This is a genomic window from Bradyrhizobium sp. 33ap4, assembly GCF_032654765.1.
GTDB lineage: Bacteria > Pseudomonadota > Alphaproteobacteria > Rhizobiales > Xanthobacteraceae > Bradyrhizobium > Bradyrhizobium australafricanum.
On the sequence record NZ_JAUMTJ010000013.1, the window covers coordinates 105447 to 121396 of the forward strand.

Here is a 15950-nt window from a genome sequence, read left to right on the forward strand (position 1 = left end):
CTTGCATCACTGGGCGAGCACCTCAGGATGGGCCACGGGCTCCGTCATCCTTCGAGGCTCGCCAACAGGCGAACATATCCCGAGTGAGCGCGTTCGCGCTCATCCGGGGATGACGCTACCGGCACACGGCTACAAGCTACCGCCGAACGTGTTGCAGGCCTGCACGGTGCCCTGCTGGTAGCCCCTCATGAACCACTCCTTGCGCTGCGCGGCGGAGCCGTGGGTGAAGGAATCAGGCACCACCCTGCCCGTCGCCTGCCGCTGCAGCGTGTCGTCGCCGATCGCGTTCGCGGTGGTCAGCGCGGCGTCGATGTCGCCGGCCTCGAGGAAGCCCGGCCGCTTCTTCTCCTCGCGGTTGACCCAGACGCCGGAAAGGCAATCGGCCTGCAGCTCGACCTTGACCTGCAGCGCGTTGGCCTCGGCCTTGCTGCCGGCCTGCTGCTGCAGCCGATTCACGCGCGGAATGATGCCGAGCAGGTTCTGGATGTGATGGCCGGCCTCATGCGCGATGATATAGGCCGCGGTGAACTTGCAGGCGTTGCCCGAGCAGCCGCGGAAGCGCGTCTCGACCTCGCGGAAGAAGCCGGTGTCGAGGAAGATGGTCTTGTCCGGCGGGCAGTAGAACGGTCCCATCGCCGACTGCGCCATGCCGCAGCGGCCGCCATTCGTGGCATTGCGGAACAGCACGATCTTCGGACCGGTGTAGGTCTGCCCGCTGGCCTTGAAGATCTCGCTCCAGCGATCGTCGATCTCACCCAGGATGCCGGCGATCATGCTGCCCATCTCGTCGGTCGGGGCGCCGCGCTTGGCCTGGCCGCCTGACGACTGCCGGTCGGTCTGGTAGGTCGGCGCCTGGCCGCCGCCGGTGAGAATCTCGGCGCCGCCGATCAGGATGCGCGGGTCGATGCCGAAGGCATAGCCGAGCAAGCCGAGCACGATGATGGTGCCGATGCCGAGCCCGCCACCACCCATCGGAACGCCGAAGCCGCCACCGCCCCCTCCGCCCATCCCGCCTTCATCGCGACGATCTTCGATGTCGTCGCTGCGGCGGAAATCATCATAGCGCATGGTGGTTTCCCTTCATTCCAGTCGGCGACCCGACGCGGGACACTCCAACTTAAAATTTCCATTCTGTTAATCAATATCCTGCCCGGCAATAATTGCCTAGTCCGGAAGAGGCGCATCCCTTGCGGTGCAAACGGTTGCCAATGAGCGCAAATTTACCGCGCGAATCGTGCCGGTTTGATGATCCGCAAATTTTTTCGCCGAACGCGCTGATGTTGCAGCACAACGCCGGTGGCATCGCGACGTGCCGCGCAAAAGATGCTGCAATCTTTTGCATGAAGATTTCCAATTAAGTCGATTTTTACTTTGCCGGGTCAATGTGACGCCAGTCGGTTGTTTAGTCCCGCGTCGCCGACAGCGTCGCCTGAGTCAGAGTTCTTGAGTCATGGTAGTGTCGCGTCGCGGGGCGTCTGCAAGGGCGCCCCGCACTAAATTTGAGAGTGCCCCATCGAGCCACATCGTCATTGGCGATTGCGTGGCCGAATTGTCGAAGCTTCAGGCCGGCTCGGTCGACCTGGTCTTCGCGGATCCTCCCTACAATCTGCAGCTCAAGGGCGACCTCAAGCGCCCCGATGAGTCGCATGTCGATGCCGTCAACGACGACTGGGACAAGTTCTCGTCGTTCGCCGCCTACGACGATTTCACCCGCGCCTGGCTGCTGGCCTGCCGCCGCGTGATGAAGCCGTCGGCAACGCTGTGGGTGATCGGCTCCTATCACAACATCTTCCGCGTCGGCGCGATCATGCAGGACCTCGGCTTCTGGCTCCTGAACGACATCGTGTGGCGCAAGTCCAATCCGATGCCGAACTTCCGCGGCCGCCGCTTCACCAATGCGCACGAGACCATGATCTGGGCCGCGCGCGACGAGAAGGCCAAGGGCTACACCTTCAATTACGAAGCGCTGAAGGCGTCCAATGAGGACGTGCAGGCACGCTCCGACTGGCTGATCCCGCTGTGCACCGGCGAGGAGCGCCTCAAGGACGGCGACGGCAAGAAGGTGCATCCGACGCAGAAGCCCGAGCAGCTGCTCGCCCGCGTGTTGCTGTCGTCCTCGAAGCCCGGCGATCTCGTGATCGATCCGTTCAACGGCACCGGCACCACCGGCGCCGTCGCCAAGCGCCTCGGCCGCAGCTATATCGGCTTCGAGCGCGACAAGGCCTATGCCGCCGCCGCCGAGGCGCGCATCGCCGCGATCGAGCCGCTGCCGGAAGCAACGCTGGCGCCGTTCATGACCGCGCGCGAGGCACCGCGGGTGGCGTTCTCCGAACTGATCGAACGCGGCATGATCGTGCCGGGCGCCAGGCTGGTCGACGCCAAGAAGCGCCACGGCGCCCTGGTGCGCGCCGACGGCGCCATCATGCTCGGCGACAAGGTCGGCTCGATCCACCGCATCGGCGCGGTCGCGCAGGGCTCCGGCGCCTGCAACGGCTGGACCTTCTGGCACGTCGAGACCAAGAGCGGCCTGCGGCTGATCGACGAGCTGCGCGCCGAGATCCGCTCCGAGATGGCGGCGGGCTGAGGCAAGCCGACTAATCTTCCTCGTCATTCCGGGCTCGCCGCTTCCCGGCGCCCTCAGATGCGCAATTGCGCACCGGGGAATGACACGTTGGGAAAGATGACGCCGTCTTGAATGCGGCCCGCCTTGTTGCGCCGCGACGGCGGGACTAGATTCGGTCCCACCACTTGCCGCTTCGACTGGTCGCCCGATGCGCAGACAATCCGAGACATTGCTGCTGGTGCCGCTGCTGCCGGTCTTCCTGCTCGGCATGTTTCCGATGCTGCTGATCGGCCTGCTCGGATTCTTCGGCCTGATCATTTTCGGCATCCTGCTCGTCTGCGTCGGCCTGACGCTCGCCCTCGAGGCGCATGGCGAGTTCAATGAAGAGATCATCGTCCATGGCTACGCGCGGGGATCAGAACGCGCGGCGCAGGTCTCCCATTTGCGTGCTGCGACCCGCTCCGCCGCCGCGCTGGACGTCGCGGGCATCGCGCTGGTCGTCGCGGGTATCCTGGGCTTCTTCTGGGCCGGCTGACCAGCGCGCCACGCGACCCTGATTCACAAACTCGTCGCTTGCGCCGCGGCGTGAAATTTGCGCAAGAGGAGCCGGTCTGCGGCCTTCCCCGCCGCGTCGCGATCTCGCCGGCTACAAGAACCAAGGGAGTCCCTTCATGATCAAATTCTATTTCAATGGTGCGCCGAACCCGAACAAGGTCGCGCTGTTCCTCGAAGAGTCCGGCCTGCCGTTCGAGGCGATCCCGGTCGATACCCGCAAGGGCGAGCAGTTCGCGCCGGAATTCCTCAAGGTCAACCCGAACGGCAAGGTGCCGGCGATCGACGATGACGGCGTGCTGGTGTTCGATTCGAACGCGATCCTGCTCTACCTCGCCGAGGAGCACGGCAAGTTCCTGCCCGCCAATACGCCGGCCAATCGCGCCGCGACGCTGTCCTGGCTGATGTTCATCGCGACCGGCCTCGGCCCCTATTCCGGCCAGGCCGTGCACTTCAAGCACTTCGCGCCGAAGGATCTCGACTACGCCAACAACCGCTACCAGTACGAGGCGCACCGCCATTACAAGATCCTCGACGATCACCTGGCGAAACAGCGCTACATGGTCGGCGACAGCTACACGATCGTCGACATGGCGTTCTGGGGCTGGGCGCGGATGGCGGCGTTCATCCTCGGCGAGGAAGGCTACGCCAAATATCCGAACGTCAAGCGGCTGGTCGACGAGATCTCGGCGCGGCCGGCGGCGGCGCGCGCGATCGCGCTGAAGGACAAGCACACCTTCAAGGCCGAGATGGACGACGCGGCGCGCGACATCATGTTCGGCCACCTCAAGTCCAAGGTGGCGTAAGCCAATCCACACGACGGCAAGACGACGGCGCCCGGATGGGCGCCGTCTTCGTTTGTGCCGCCCGTTAGCGGCGGACCGCTACGCCGGAAACGCGCCGAGCGCCTTCTCGGTCAGGACCGAGTCGCAATATTCCCGCACCTCCTTGATCCGACCACCGTCGAAACGGAACACCAGGCAATAGTCGTTGTCGTAGCGCTGACCTTGCTTGGTGAGGTTGTCGCCCTTGGCCTCGATCACGACGATGTCGCCGTCGGCGATGATGCGATGGGCGACGGTGCGGCCGCGCTCGACCAGTTTCGAGCGGACATGGCCGTGCAGATCGTTGATGATCGACTGCTTGCCGGTGAACGTACGCGACCAGGAATATTGCCCGGTCACGGTCCAGATCGCGTCGTCGGCAAGCGTTGCCATGAACAGCGAGTTCTCGCGCACCGCAGGATCGGGACTGCCTGCGATCACGAACATCTCCTGCACCAGTTTCTTGTTGTCGGCTGCGCTCATGGCGCGTCTCCTTGCGATTGATAGACCCTGATTTCAGGCGTTTCCTCACGCGATGCGGTCTTCGGCTCTCGTGAAAAACGCCTTGCCCGCAATCCTGCGGCGCCTGCGCGCATTCTTCCAATCGATAGGTAGTATGATATATATTCACTCGATGAATTTGAATTCGCTTGACCTCAATCTGCTGGTCGCGCTCGACGCCCTGCTGCGCGAAGCCAATGTCAGCCGCGCGGCGATGCGGCTCAATCTGTCGCAACCGGCGACCAGCCACGCGCTGCAGCGGCTGCGCGACCTGATCGGCGATCCGCTTTTGGTGCGCACCGGCGCGCGGATGGAGCTGACGCCGCGGGCGCAGGCATTGCGCTCGCCGCTGGCCCATGCGCTCGACCAGGTGCGCGCGCTGTTCGTCTCCGACGATTTCGACGCCGCGCGCAGCGACCGGCACTTTCGCCTGATGATGCCCGACCTCGCGGTCGAGCTCCTGATGCCGCCGCTGATGGAGAAGGTGACGCAGATCGCGCCGAACGTCACCATCGACGTGGTGCCGTGGCGGGGACCTGCGATCTTCACGCCCGAATTCGCCCGCACCATCGATCTCGTGATCTCGATCGGCGACTCCTTCAAGGGCTTTCACCGCCAGCGGCTCTACACCGACAGCGATGCACTCGCGGTGCGGCGCGGCCACGGCGTCGGCACGAAGCTGAAGAATTGCGAGGCCTTCCTCGCCGCGCGCCATGTCGCCGTGATCATCCGCGGCCAGAACGAGGACCTGATCGACAGCTGGCTGCGCGCCAAGGGCATCGAGCGGCGGATCGCGCTGGTGGTGCCGGGTTATATCGAGGCGCTGCACGTCACCGCGCGCACCGACCTCGTCGCCTTTGTGCCGCGCCGGCTGATCTCGGCGCTGTCGAAGCAATTGTCGTTGATGACGGTGACGCCGCCGCTCGATCCAGGGATCGACGAGCAGCACATGTTCTATCCGACAAGGGCGCAGATGGATCCGGGCTCGCTCTGGCTGCGCAAGCTGATGCTGGAGACCGGACGCGAGTTGGAGACGGGGAAGGTGTAGCCCAGCTCTCTCCACACGTCGTCCCGGCGAAGGCCGGGACCCATAACCACAGGGTTGCGTTGTGAGAGTGAGCTGCGGCCCCGGCGTCGCGTAACAACGATCGTTGGTGGTTATGGGTCCCGGGTCGCGCTGCGCTTGCCCGGGACGACACCGAATTTTTGGGCCTTACGCCCTCTGCTCCGCCAGCACCTTCTGCACCGCCGGGCGGCCCTCCATCGCCGCGCGATGCGCCTTCACCTTGGGCAGCGTTGCGATGTCGACGCCGTCGCCGTCGAGCCACAGGGTCAGCGTGTAGAGATAGGCATCGCCGACGGTGTAGTTCTCGCCCATCACCCACGGGCCCTTCAGCATGTCGCGCTCGATCAGGTTGAAGCAGGCGCCCATGGTCTTCGGCACCATCGCCTTCATGTCGGCGAACGACGTCTCCTGCGTCGCCCAGCGCGGACCGCGCATCTTGTGGGCGTGACAGATATGGACCGTCGAGCACAGATAGGAGTTGAAGGCCTGCAGCCTGGCGAATTCGAAGGCGTCGTCGGGCGCGAGCTTCGCCTGCGGAAAGCTCTGCGCGATATAGGCCAGCATCGCCGGCGTCTCGGTCAGCACGCCGCGATCGGTCACCAAAGTGGGCACGCGGCCCTTCGGATTGATCTTCAGGTATTCCGGGCTGTTCTGCTGGTTGGTCTTGAAGTCGATCTTCTCGGTCGTGTAGGGCGCGCCGGCCTCGGCCAGCGCGATGTGGGACGCGAGCGCGCAGGTGCCGGGGGCAAAATAGAACTTGAGCATGTTGCTGTCCTCTCCGAGCCTTGTCGGTTCGTTGCGAACGCGGCTCTGGTTCTTGTTCTGACGGCGCGGAGGTTAGCGGCAGCCCCCTTGGCCGTCCACCCCGCGCGCCGCGGACCTTGCCCGCGGCGGTGCCGTCGTGCGATGACCATGGCCAATTGAGAGGATTTTTTATGACTGTGCTCATTGCAGGTGGCGGAATTGGCGGGCTGACGCTGGCGCTCAGCCTGCACCAGATCGGCGTGCCGGCCCGCGTCTTCGAGAGCGTGCCCGAGCTGCGGCCGCTCGGCGTCGGCATCAACGTGCTGCCGCATGCGGTGCGCGAACTGATCGAGCTCGGCCTGCACGATGTGCTCGACGCTTCTGCGGTGCGCACCCGCGAGCTCGCCTATTTCTCAAAGCACGGCAAGCCGATCTGGAGCGAGCCGCGCGGGCTCGAGGCCGGCTATAAATGGCCGCAATTCTCGATCCATCGCGGCCGGCTGCAACAGCTGCTGCTCGATGCCGCGACCGAACGGCTGGGGGCTGCGAACATTCTCACCAGCCATCACCTCACCGGCTGGACCGAGACCGCCGACGGCGTCCGCGCCGATTTCATCGATCGCGCCACCGGCAAGCCCGCCGGCAGCTATGACGGCGTGGTGCTGATCGCCGCCGACGGCATCCATTCGGCGGTGCGCGAGAAGCTCTATCCGCAGGAGGGGCCGCCGATCTGGAACGGCCGCATCCTGTGGCGCGGCATCACCCGCGGCGATGCCTTCCTGACCGGCCGCACCATGATCATGGCCGGCCACGAGATCCTGAAATTCGTCTGCTACCCGATCTCGAAGGAGGCAGGCCCCGACGGCAAGTTCGACATCAACTGGGTCGCCGAGCGACACATGCCGCCGACCTATCAATGGCGCCGCGAGGACTACAACCGGACCGCAAAGCTCGACGAGTTCCTGCCGTGGTTCGAGAGCTGGAATTTCGACTGGCTCGATGTCCCCGGCCTGATCCGGAACTGTCCGCATGCCTACGAATATCCGCTGGTCGATCGCGATCCGATCCCGCAATGGACCTTTGGCCGCGTCACGCTGATGGGCGATGCCGCGCATCCGATGTATCCGATCGGCTCCAACGGCGCCTCGCAGGCGATCCTGGATGCGCGCGTGCTGACGCGCGAGATTCTGGCGCATGGCCCGACGCAGGCGGCACTCGCGGCCTATGAGGCCGAGCGGCGGCCTGCGACCGCGGACCTCGTGATGCTGAATCGCCGCAACGGCCCGGAGCAGGTGATGCAGCTGGTCGAGGAGCGCGCGCCTGACGGCTTCAAGGTCGTCACCGACGTGCTGTCGCAGCAGGAGCTGGAAGACATCGCCGCCAACTACAAGCGCGTCGCCGGTTTCCAGGTCGAGGGACTGAACGCCAAGCCGCCGATCGTGCAGCGGGCAGGCTGAGTTGTAGCGCGGCGCACTATGTATCACCGTCACCCTGAGGAGCCGCGAAGCGGCGTCTCGAAGGGTGCACGGCCCGGCCGGTGGCCATGCATGCTTCGAGACTCGCTCCGCTCGCACCTCAGCATGACGGACTTACCAATGCAGGCGCGGCTTCATCGCAGCGCGCGCGCCGCCTCCACCAGGCGGATGCTGCTGCTCGCGGTCGCGAGCAGTGTGCCGTCGGCGGCGCTCAGCTTTCCCTCGACGAAGGCGATGGTCTTGCCGAGTTGCGTCACCGTCGCCTCGCCGGTGATCGGCCCGGGTTTTGCCGGCGCCAGGAAATTCACGGTCATCGTGATGGTCGTGGTGAAGAGCCGGCCCTCGGTCATCACGAACACCGCCGGCCCCATCGTATCGTCGAGCATCGCCGAGAGCATGCCGCCCTGGATAAAGCCGGCCGGATTGCAAAACTCCGGCTTGCCGTCGAACACGATCCTGATCCAGCCCTCCTGCGGACGGGCGTCGACCACGTGCCAACCCAGTAGCTTTGCGACGGGCGGCATCGGAATGCGGTCGAGTGCGGTTACGATCATGGCGGCCTCCGGTTTCCGGAGGTGATAGCGAAGCCCTGCTGCCAGCATGGTGTCAGCAGGTCAGAGCATGATCCGGAAAAGTGGGAACCGGTTTTCCGAAAAAATCATGCTCAAAAAAATGAGCCGATGATGTGATTCATCGCATCGTCAGAGATCGAGCCCATGCGCGATGACCTTGCGCATCACGTTCGGAAACGCCTCGCCGTCCAGCGTCGCCACCGGCACCCAGCGCATGCCATCCGGCGCGCGGCTCCGCGGCGGCACGCTGGCAGTGTAGACGACGAGCTCCAGCGGGAAGTGCGTGAACACGTGGGTGACAACGCCCGCCTTGCGGTGCCAGCGCGTGACGCCCTTCAGGTCCGGCGCCTGCGCCAGCGCCGCCGCGTCCTCCTGCTCGGCCAGCCATTGCGATCCCGGCACCTCGGTCATGCCGCCGAGCAGGCCTTTCTCCGCGCGCGAGCGCACCAGAAGCTCGCCGCCGCGCGTCACCACGAAGGCCGCGCCGCGGCGCAAGATGCCGCTCTTCTTCGGTGCCTTGCGCGGGAACGTTTCCTGATCGCCGCGCGTGCGCGCCGCGCAGTCGTCATTCAGCGGACACAATGCGCAGGCCGGCTTCTTCGGCGTGCAGATCGTCGCGCCCAAATCCATCAGCGCCTGAGCACTGTCGCCGGCGCGGGACGGGCCGAGCAATGTCGCCGCCATCTCTTTGATCAGCGGCTTGGCCTGCGGCAGCGCCTCCTCGATGGCGTAGAGCCGACTGACCACGCGCTCGATGTTGCCGTCCACCGGCATGGTGCGGCGGTCGAAGGCGATGGCGGCGATCGCGGCCGCGGTGTACGGCCCGATGCCGGGCAGCGCGCGCAGGCCCTCCTCGGTGTCCGGAAACACCCCGCCGTGGTCGCCCATCACCGCGACCGCGCAGGCGTGCAAATTGCGCGCCCGCGAATAATAGCCGAGCCCGGCCCACATCCTCAGGACGTCGTCGAGCGAGGCACGCCCAAGCGCGGTCACGTCGGGCCAGCGCGACACGAATTTCTCGAAATAGGGCCCGACCGCCCGTACCGTGGTCTGCTGCAGCATGATCTCCGACAGCCAGACGCGATACGGATCGGCCCGCTCCCCCGCCACCGCGCGCCACGGCAACGTCCGGCGATGCCGGTCATACCAGGCGAGCAGACGCGCCGGGCGGTCGGCCTGCTGATCGGTCGATTTGATTTTGGCGGCAGCGCGAGAACTCATGAACGCATCTTAAGCCACATCTCGCCATGTCATGCCCGCGCTTGACCCGGGCATCCACGTCTTTCTTCGCCCGGCACGAAAAACGCCGCCACAATGATGAACACGGTTTCAGCCACATCACCACCACTGCTATAACCCTCCCATGTCCAGACCCGGCCCGATCAGCGCCAAGCCCCTGTCGATCCTGCTCAGCGATGTCTTCACCGACGCCTATGCCAAGCAGGGCTTTGCCGCGCGCGAATTGGTGACGCGCTGGACCGAGATCGCGGGCGAGCGGATCGCGGCCTATTGCGAGCCGCTGAAGATGCAGTGGCCGCGGCCGGTGGAGGGACAGCCGCAGGAGCCGGCGACGCTGGTGCTGCGGGTCGAAGGGCCGATGGCGCTGGAGATCCAGCACTCCTCCGAAGTCATCCTGGAACGGGTGAACCGCTTCTTCGGCTGGCATGCGGTCGGCCGCCTGACCATCCGACAGGCGCCGCTCTCGCGCCGCAGCCGCCCGGTACGGCCGCGCCCGCCGGACGCCAAAACCGTGGCCCGGGAGGCGGCCAACCTTGCGGCCGTCGAGGACGACGATCTGCGCGCGGCGCTGGCCCGTTTGGGTGCCTCGATCAAGCGAAATTGACGCTTTTCGGCAGGCCCGCCGCAAGACCGCGGCATTGCCACAATGGCCGTTTCAAGCTAGCGAAGGCTTCTTTTTCGGGACCCCTTCATTGTGGCGTGAATGCGCCAATCCGGGAGCTGACCTTGATCATCACGCGCCGCGCCTTCACCACCGCTCTCTCGCTGACCGGGCTTGCCGCCCTCGCCGGCCTGTCGCCGCTGCGCCTGATCACCGACGCGTTCGCGCAGACCGCCGCCGAGGTCGCCAAGCCGCAGTCGCTGCCGGACATGGGGCTCGGCCCGCAGGACGCCAAGGTAACCATCATCGAATACGCCTCGATGACCTGCCCGCACTGCGCCAATTTCAACGAGACCGTGTTCCCGAAGATCAAGTCGACCTACATCGACCCCGGCAAGGTCCGCTACGTGTTCCGCGAATTCCCGCTCGACATCAAGGCCGCCGCCGGCTCGATGCTGGCGCGCTGTATCGCCAAGGACGACGCGCCGAAGTATTTTGCCGTGATCGACCTGTTGTTCCGCCAGCAGAACGACTGGGTGGTGAAGAACACCACCGAGACACTGACCCGGATCGGCAAGCAGGCCGGCCTCACCCAGCAGCAGGTCGAGGACTGCCTGAAGGATCAGAAGCTGCTCGACAAGATCGCGGCCGACCAGAAATACGCCAACGAGGTGCTGAAGGTGAACTCGACGCCGACCTTCTTCGTCAACGGCGAGATGCTAAAGGGCGAGACCTCGTTCGAGGAATTCAGCAAGCACATCGATCCGCTGCTGAAGAGCTGATCGGGAGCCCGCGAACCTGACGTCTTCGTGGCTCGCTTTCGAGTCGAGGCACGATAATTGTGGATGATTTGCGATCACGGCACGCAGCCGTCGCATCATTTGGTTGTTGAAAACCTGATTCGCGCGATGCGAATCATCGAGGACATGCAAGGGCCATAAAACCCTGCAAATCCCTTGGGAAAAGCTTGCTCAAGCGGTTGCCCTGACGCGCTCGCATCGCCATTGTCGCCGCTCATGAGAGCTGCACGCAGCAACTCACCCACACACCGACATTGCCTTCCATGGTATTGTCACGGCAGGGAGATTCGCGCCCGGCCAAACGAGATTTGTGTACATGAAGCTCACGCGCCTCCGCCTGCACGGTTTCAAGTCGTTCGTTGAACCCACCGATTTCATGATCGAGCCGGGCCTGACCGGCGTCGTCGGACCGAATGGCTGCGGCAAATCCAATCTCGTCGAAGCGCTGCGCTGGGCGATGGGCGAGACCTCGCACAAGTCGCTGCGCGCCGCCGACATGGACGCGGTGATCTTCGCCGGTTCCGGCAACCGTCCGGCACGCAATCACGCCGAAGTCGTGATGACGATCGACAATTCCGATCGCTCGGCGCCGGCCGCGGTGAACGACAGCCAGCTCTTGGAAATCTCCCGCCGCATCGAGCGCGAAGCCGGCTCAGTCTACCGCATCAACGGCCGCGATGTCCGTGCAAGAGATGTGCAGATCCTGTTCGCCGACGCCGCCACCGGCGCGCGGTCGCCGGCGCTGGTCCACCAGGGCAAGATCGGCGAGATCATCCAGGCCAAGCCCGAGCAGCGCCGCCGCGTGCTGGAAGACGCCGCCGGCGTGGCCGGCCTGCATGCCCGCCGCCACGAGGCGGAACTGCGGCTGAAGGCGGCCGAAACCAACCTCACCCGCGTCGAGGACGTGATCGGCCAGCTCACAGGCCAGATGGAAGGCCTGAAGAAGCAGGCGCGCCAGGCGATCCGCTACCGCGAGGTCGCGGCCAAGGTGCGCAAGTCCGAAGCCATGCTGTTCCATCTGCGCTGGATCGAGGCCAATGCCGACGTCAACGACGCCGCGCAGACCCATGATATCTCCGTGCGCGAGATGGCCGAGCGCACCCGCGAGCAGGCCGAATCCGCCCGCATCCAGGCGATCCGCGCCGCCGAATTGCCGGCGCTGCGCGATGCCGAAGCGCGCGCCGCCGCCGGCCTGCAGCGCCTGACCAACACGCGCGAGATGCTCGACCGCGAGGAGCAGCGCGCCAAGGAGCGCGTCGGCGAGCTCGATCGCCGTCTCACCCAATTCGCCCAGGACATCGCGCGCGAGCAGCAGCAGACCTCCGATGCCGACATCGCGCTGCAGCGGCTCGACACCGAAGACGCAGAGCTGAAGGAAGAGATCAAGTCGCGCGTCGAGAAGCGCTCCGGCGTCGACGAGCGCGTCGCTGAGGCCGAGGAGATCCTGGCCGCGACCGAGCGCCAGTTCTCCGAGCTGACCACGCAGCTCGCCGATCTCACCGCCAAGCGCAATCAGCTCGAAGCCGGCGTGCGCACGCATCGCGACCGCTTGGCGCGGCTCGATCAGGAGATCGCCAACGTCCAGGCCGAGGAATCCAAGCTCGCGCAGGAGACCGGCAATCTCGGCGACATCGACGCGCTGGCCGCCGCCATGGAGATGGCGCAGCAGACCCTTGCCGAGTCCGAGGCCGCCGTGCAGACCAGCGAGGCGCATCACGCCGCCGCGCGGCAGACGCTGGAAGCCTCGCGCAATCCGCTCACCGAAGCCGAGAAGCGCGTGCAGCGGCTCGAGACGGAAGCCCGCACCATCTCCAAGCTCGTCACCAGCGAGACCAAGAATCTGTGGCCGCCGATCATCGACGGCATCACCGTCGCCAAGGGCTATGAAAAGGCGATCGGCGCCGTGCTTGGCGACGACCTCGATGCGCCGGTGGATTCCTCGGCGCCGATGCGCTGGACCAATATAGGCGTGGCCGGCGAAGATCCGGCGCTGCCGGATGGCGTCGAGCGGCTGGCCGACCATGTCCAGGCGCCGCCGGAACTGGCGCGCCGCCTGGCCCAGATCGGCGTCGTCGCCAAGGAACGCGGCGCGGCGCTGGTGTCGCAGCTGAAGACCGGCCAGCGGCTGGTGTCGCTCGAAGGCGACGTCTGGCGCTGGGACGGCTTCGTCGCCGACGCGCATGCCCCGACCGGCGCCGCCCGCCGTCTTGCCGAGCGCGCCCGTCTTGTCGACATCGAGCACGAGCTGGAACAGGCCCGCATCGATGCCTCCAACAAGCGCCAGGCGCTGGAGACGGCTGAAGAGGAATTGCGCTCGGCGTCCGCCGCCGAGGGTGCCTCGCGCGAAGCCGTCCGCGCCGCCCGCCGCGAGGCCGACGCCGCGCGCGAACGTCATGCCGCCACCGAGCGCGAGATCAACCGCCACGCCGCACGCAAATCGGCGCTGACCGAGGCGCACAGCCGCGTCGCCGCCGACCGCGCCGAGGCCGAAGCCGCATATGAGAGCGCGGCTGCCGCGCTCGCCGAACTGCCGCCGGGTGTCGAGACCGAGGCCCAGCTCGCCGCGGTTCGCGCCGAGATCGACAACCAGCGCCGGGCCGCGGCACAAGTCCGCGCCGAGGCGCAGGCGCTGGCCCGCGAGGCCGAGCTCGCCGACCGCCGCGTGCAGGCGATCGTTGCCGAGCGCAACGAGTGGCAGAACCGCAAGACCAGCGCCGCTTCGCAGGTCGAGACCGTCGAGGCGCGCATCGCCGAAGTGTCGGCCGAGCGCGAGGAGCTCGCCAATGCGCCCGAAGTCTTCGCCGAGAAGCGCAGCGCGCTGATCACGGAGATCGAGCACGCCGAGGGCGATCGCCGCATCGCCGCCGACGCGCTGGCGACCGCGGAAGCCGCGATGGCGGAAACCGATCGCCTCGCCAAGGCCTCGCTCGAAGCGCTGTCCTCATCCCGCGAAGCTACCGCGCGCGCCGAGGAGCGTATGGAAGGCACCCGCCGCCGCCTCGCCGACATCGAGCGCGAGATCCACGACATGCTCGAGGTCGAGCCCAGCGCGGTCGTCGGCATGGCCGAGATCGAACCCGGCCAGGAGCTGCCGCCGGTCACGCAGGTCGAGGAAGAGCTCGAAAAGCTGCGCCGCGACCGCGAGCGGCTCGGCGCCGTCAATTTGCGTGCCGAGGAAGAGCTCAAGGAAGTCGAGACCCAGCACACCGCGCTGACCACCGAACGCGACGATCTGGTCGAAGCGATCAAGCGGCTGCGCCAGGGCATCCAGAGCCTCAACCGCGAGGCGCGCGAGCGCCTGCTGACCTCGTTCGAGACCGTTAACAACCACTTCAAGCGGCTGTTCACCGAGCTGTTCGGCGGCGGCGAAGCCGCGCTGCATCTGATCGAGAGCGACGATCCGCTCGAGGCCGGCCTCGAGATCATCGCCAAGCCGCCCGGCAAGAAGCCGCAGACGCTCTCGCTGCTCTCGGGCGGTGAGCAGGCGCTGACGGCGCTCGCGCTGATCTTCGCGGTGTTTCTGACCAACCCGTCGCCGATCTGCGTGCTGGACGAGGTCGACGCGCCGCTCGACGACCACAACGTCGAACGGTTCTGCACCCTGCTGAACGAGATGACCGGCTCGACCGAGACACGCTTCATCATCATCACGCACAATCCGATCACGATGGCGCGGATGAACCGGCTGTTCGGTGTCACCATGGCCGAGCGCGGCGTGTCGCAGCTGGTGTCGGTCGACCTGCAGGGCGCGGTGGACATCCTCGACCAGAACGTGGCTTAGGCGTAGCACCTACGCGTCGACGTCATTTTCTGGATACCCGCGCCTCCGCATCGTCATTGCGAGGAGCGATAGCGACGAAGCAATCCATGCCTCAGCACGCGGCGCTATGGATTGCTTCGCTCCGCTCGCAATGACGTGGGATAGTCCGTCACATGACCTCACCCGATCTCCCCGCCGAACTGCGCGCAGCCCTCAACGCCAGGCTCGAAGGCCTGTCGCGCAGCGACGCCGCCGGCCGCGCGGCGGTGATCTCGCAGACCTATCGCGAGGGCGGCGGCTCCTCGACGATCAGGACGGAGACCGATGCGCTGGCCTATGCGCTGGCGCGGATGCCGGCGACCTATGCCGCCGTCGCAGCGAGCCTCAACGCCCTGACGGAGATCAGGCCGGACCTCGCGCCGGCGCGCCTGCTCGATGTCGGTGCCGGTCCGGGGACCGTGACCTGGGCCGCCGCGGAAGCGTTAACGTCGCTGCGGGACTTCACCCTACTTGATGCCAACGGCGCGTTGCGGACGCTCGCCGAGGAGCTGTTTCACGGCAGCATTCGCCTGCACGACGCCAGCTATCAACTCGGCGAGGCGCGCGCCCTGCTCGACAAGGCCGAGCCCGCCGACCTCGTCGTCGCCAGCTACATGATCGGCGAACTCGGCGATGCCGAGCGCGGGGCGCTGGCCGATGCGCTGTGGTCGAAGACCAGCGATACGCTACTGGTCGTCGAGCCCGGTACGCCCGCCGGCTACGCGCGGATCATCGCACTCCGCGCGCGATTGATCGCTGCCGGCGCGCATGTCGTGGCCCCCTGCCCGCATGACAGCGGCTGTCCGCTGGTCGCGCCCGATTGGTGCCACTTCTCGCAGCGCCTGCAGCGCTCGCGCGCGCACAAGCAGCTCAAGGGCGCCGACGTCCCGTTCGAGGACGAGCGCTTCGCCTATGTCGCGCTGAGCCGCGCGCGCGTTGAGAACAGGCCATCGCGCGTGCTGCTGCAGCCGGACGTCGGCAAGGTCGAGATCGCGGCGAAACTGTGCACGCCCGAGGGCGTATCGGTTGCGCGGATCCCGCGCCGCGCCAGAGCCGAATACGCAAGCGCCCGGCGCTGGCGCTGGGGCGATGCGGTATCTCGTCGTCCCGGCCTTCGCCGGGACCCATAACCACCGAAGTTTGTTGTGAGTGAAGCCGTCGCCGCTTGTGCCCCTACCACGGGCCGCGGCGCATGGGTCCCGGCCTTCGCCGCG

Annotated in this window: 15 protein-coding genes; 9 read left to right on the top strand and 6 right to left on the bottom strand. The window is 66.3% G+C overall.

All coding sequences use genetic code 11. The features are described from left to right. Positions 1-129 precede the first annotated feature (129 nt). Both Q2M23_RS12385 and Q2M23_RS12390 read right to left on the bottom strand, forming a co-directional pair. Positions 130-1068, bottom strand: a complete 939-nt coding sequence (locus Q2M23_RS12385) for a neutral zinc metallopeptidase (RefSeq protein ID WP_057016999.1) — start codon at positions 1066-1068, stop codon at positions 130-132. A gap of 70 nt (positions 1069-1138) precedes the next feature. Continuing rightward, positions 1139-1342 carry a hypothetical protein gene (locus Q2M23_RS12390; protein ID WP_156436184.1) on the bottom strand — a complete coding sequence of 68 codons (204 nt, stop codon included), beginning with the start codon at positions 1340-1342 and terminating at the stop codon, positions 1139-1141. Positions 1343-1450: 108 nt separating this feature from the next. Between Q2M23_RS12390 and Q2M23_RS12395 the strand changes: the two genes are divergently transcribed. The 3 genes from Q2M23_RS12395 (at position 1451) to Q2M23_RS12405 (ending at position 3921) form a co-directional block, all read left to right on the top strand. Beyond that, entirely contained in the window at positions 1451-2584 is a 1134-nt protein-coding gene (locus tag Q2M23_RS12395) for a site-specific DNA-methyltransferase (protein ID WP_057016998.1), read from the top strand. A gap of 187 nt (positions 2585-2771) precedes the next feature. Continuing rightward, entirely contained in the window at positions 2772-3098 is a 327-nt protein-coding gene (locus Q2M23_RS12400) for a hypothetical protein (RefSeq protein WP_057016997.1), read from the top strand. 136 nt (positions 3099-3234) lie between these two features. Further along, complete coding sequence (locus Q2M23_RS12405; protein ID WP_028334792.1) at positions 3235-3921, top strand: glutathione S-transferase family protein; 687 nt, start codon at positions 3235-3237, stop codon at positions 3919-3921. Between the two features lie 78 nt (positions 3922-3999). Here the strand turns inward: Q2M23_RS12405 and Q2M23_RS12410 are convergent, their stop codons facing one another. Then, positions 4000-4422 carry a nuclear transport factor 2 family protein gene (locus tag Q2M23_RS12410; protein WP_057016996.1) on the bottom strand — a complete coding sequence of 141 codons (423 nt, stop codon included), beginning with the start codon at positions 4420-4422 and terminating at the stop codon, positions 4000-4002. A 151-nt stretch (positions 4423-4573) separates the two neighbouring features. Between Q2M23_RS12410 and Q2M23_RS12415 the strand changes: the two genes are divergently transcribed. Then, positions 4574-5488, top strand: a complete 915-nt coding sequence (locus tag Q2M23_RS12415) for a LysR family transcriptional regulator (protein WP_316395757.1) — start codon at positions 4574-4576, stop codon at positions 5486-5488. A gap of 165 nt (positions 5489-5653) precedes the next feature. Here Q2M23_RS12415 and Q2M23_RS12420 read toward each other — a convergent pair whose 3' ends face one another. Continuing rightward, complete coding sequence (locus Q2M23_RS12420) at positions 5654-6271, bottom strand: glutathione S-transferase family protein (RefSeq protein WP_316395758.1); 618 nt, start codon at positions 6269-6271, stop codon at positions 5654-5656. A 170-nt stretch (positions 6272-6441) separates the two neighbouring features. Here Q2M23_RS12420 and Q2M23_RS12425 point away from each other — a divergent pair, with 170 nt between their 5' ends. Continuing rightward, positions 6442-7707, top strand: a complete 1266-nt coding sequence (locus Q2M23_RS12425) for a flavin-dependent oxidoreductase (RefSeq protein ID WP_316395759.1) — start codon at positions 6442-6444, stop codon at positions 7705-7707. Positions 7708-7859: 152 nt separating this feature from the next. Here the strand turns inward: Q2M23_RS12425 and Q2M23_RS12430 are convergent, their stop codons facing one another. Continuing rightward, on the bottom strand, positions 7860-8279 hold the full coding sequence (locus tag Q2M23_RS12430) for a PaaI family thioesterase (RefSeq protein WP_253625576.1): 420 nt from the start codon (positions 8277-8279) through the stop codon (positions 7860-7862). A gap of 147 nt (positions 8280-8426) precedes the next feature. After that, entirely contained in the window at positions 8427-9518 is a 1092-nt protein-coding gene (mutY, locus tag Q2M23_RS12435) for an A/G-specific adenine glycosylase (RefSeq protein WP_076830294.1), read from the bottom strand. Positions 9519-9660: 142 nt separating this feature from the next. On the opposite strand from mutY, the gene Q2M23_RS12440 reads away from it, so the two are divergent. The 4 genes from Q2M23_RS12440 to Q2M23_RS12455 all read left to right on the top strand — a co-directional run bounded on the left by Q2M23_RS12440 (position 9661) and on the right by Q2M23_RS12455 (position 15866). After that, on the top strand, positions 9661-10140 hold the full coding sequence (locus Q2M23_RS12440) for a DUF721 domain-containing protein (protein ID WP_316395761.1): 480 nt from the start codon (positions 9661-9663) through the stop codon (positions 10138-10140). A gap of 122 nt (positions 10141-10262) precedes the next feature. Next, complete coding sequence (locus Q2M23_RS12445; protein ID WP_076830481.1) at positions 10263-10919, top strand: DsbA family protein; 657 nt, start codon at positions 10263-10265, stop codon at positions 10917-10919. A 334-nt stretch (positions 10920-11253) separates the two neighbouring features. Further along, positions 11254-14718, top strand: coding sequence for a chromosome segregation protein SMC (gene smc / locus Q2M23_RS12450; RefSeq protein ID WP_316395762.1), 3465 nt, complete (start codon positions 11254-11256; stop codon positions 14716-14718). Between the two features lie 152 nt (positions 14719-14870). Further along, positions 14871-15866, top strand: coding sequence for a small ribosomal subunit Rsm22 family protein (locus tag Q2M23_RS12455; RefSeq protein WP_316395763.1), 996 nt, complete (start codon positions 14871-14873; stop codon positions 15864-15866). Positions 15867-15950: the final 84 nt, after the last annotated feature.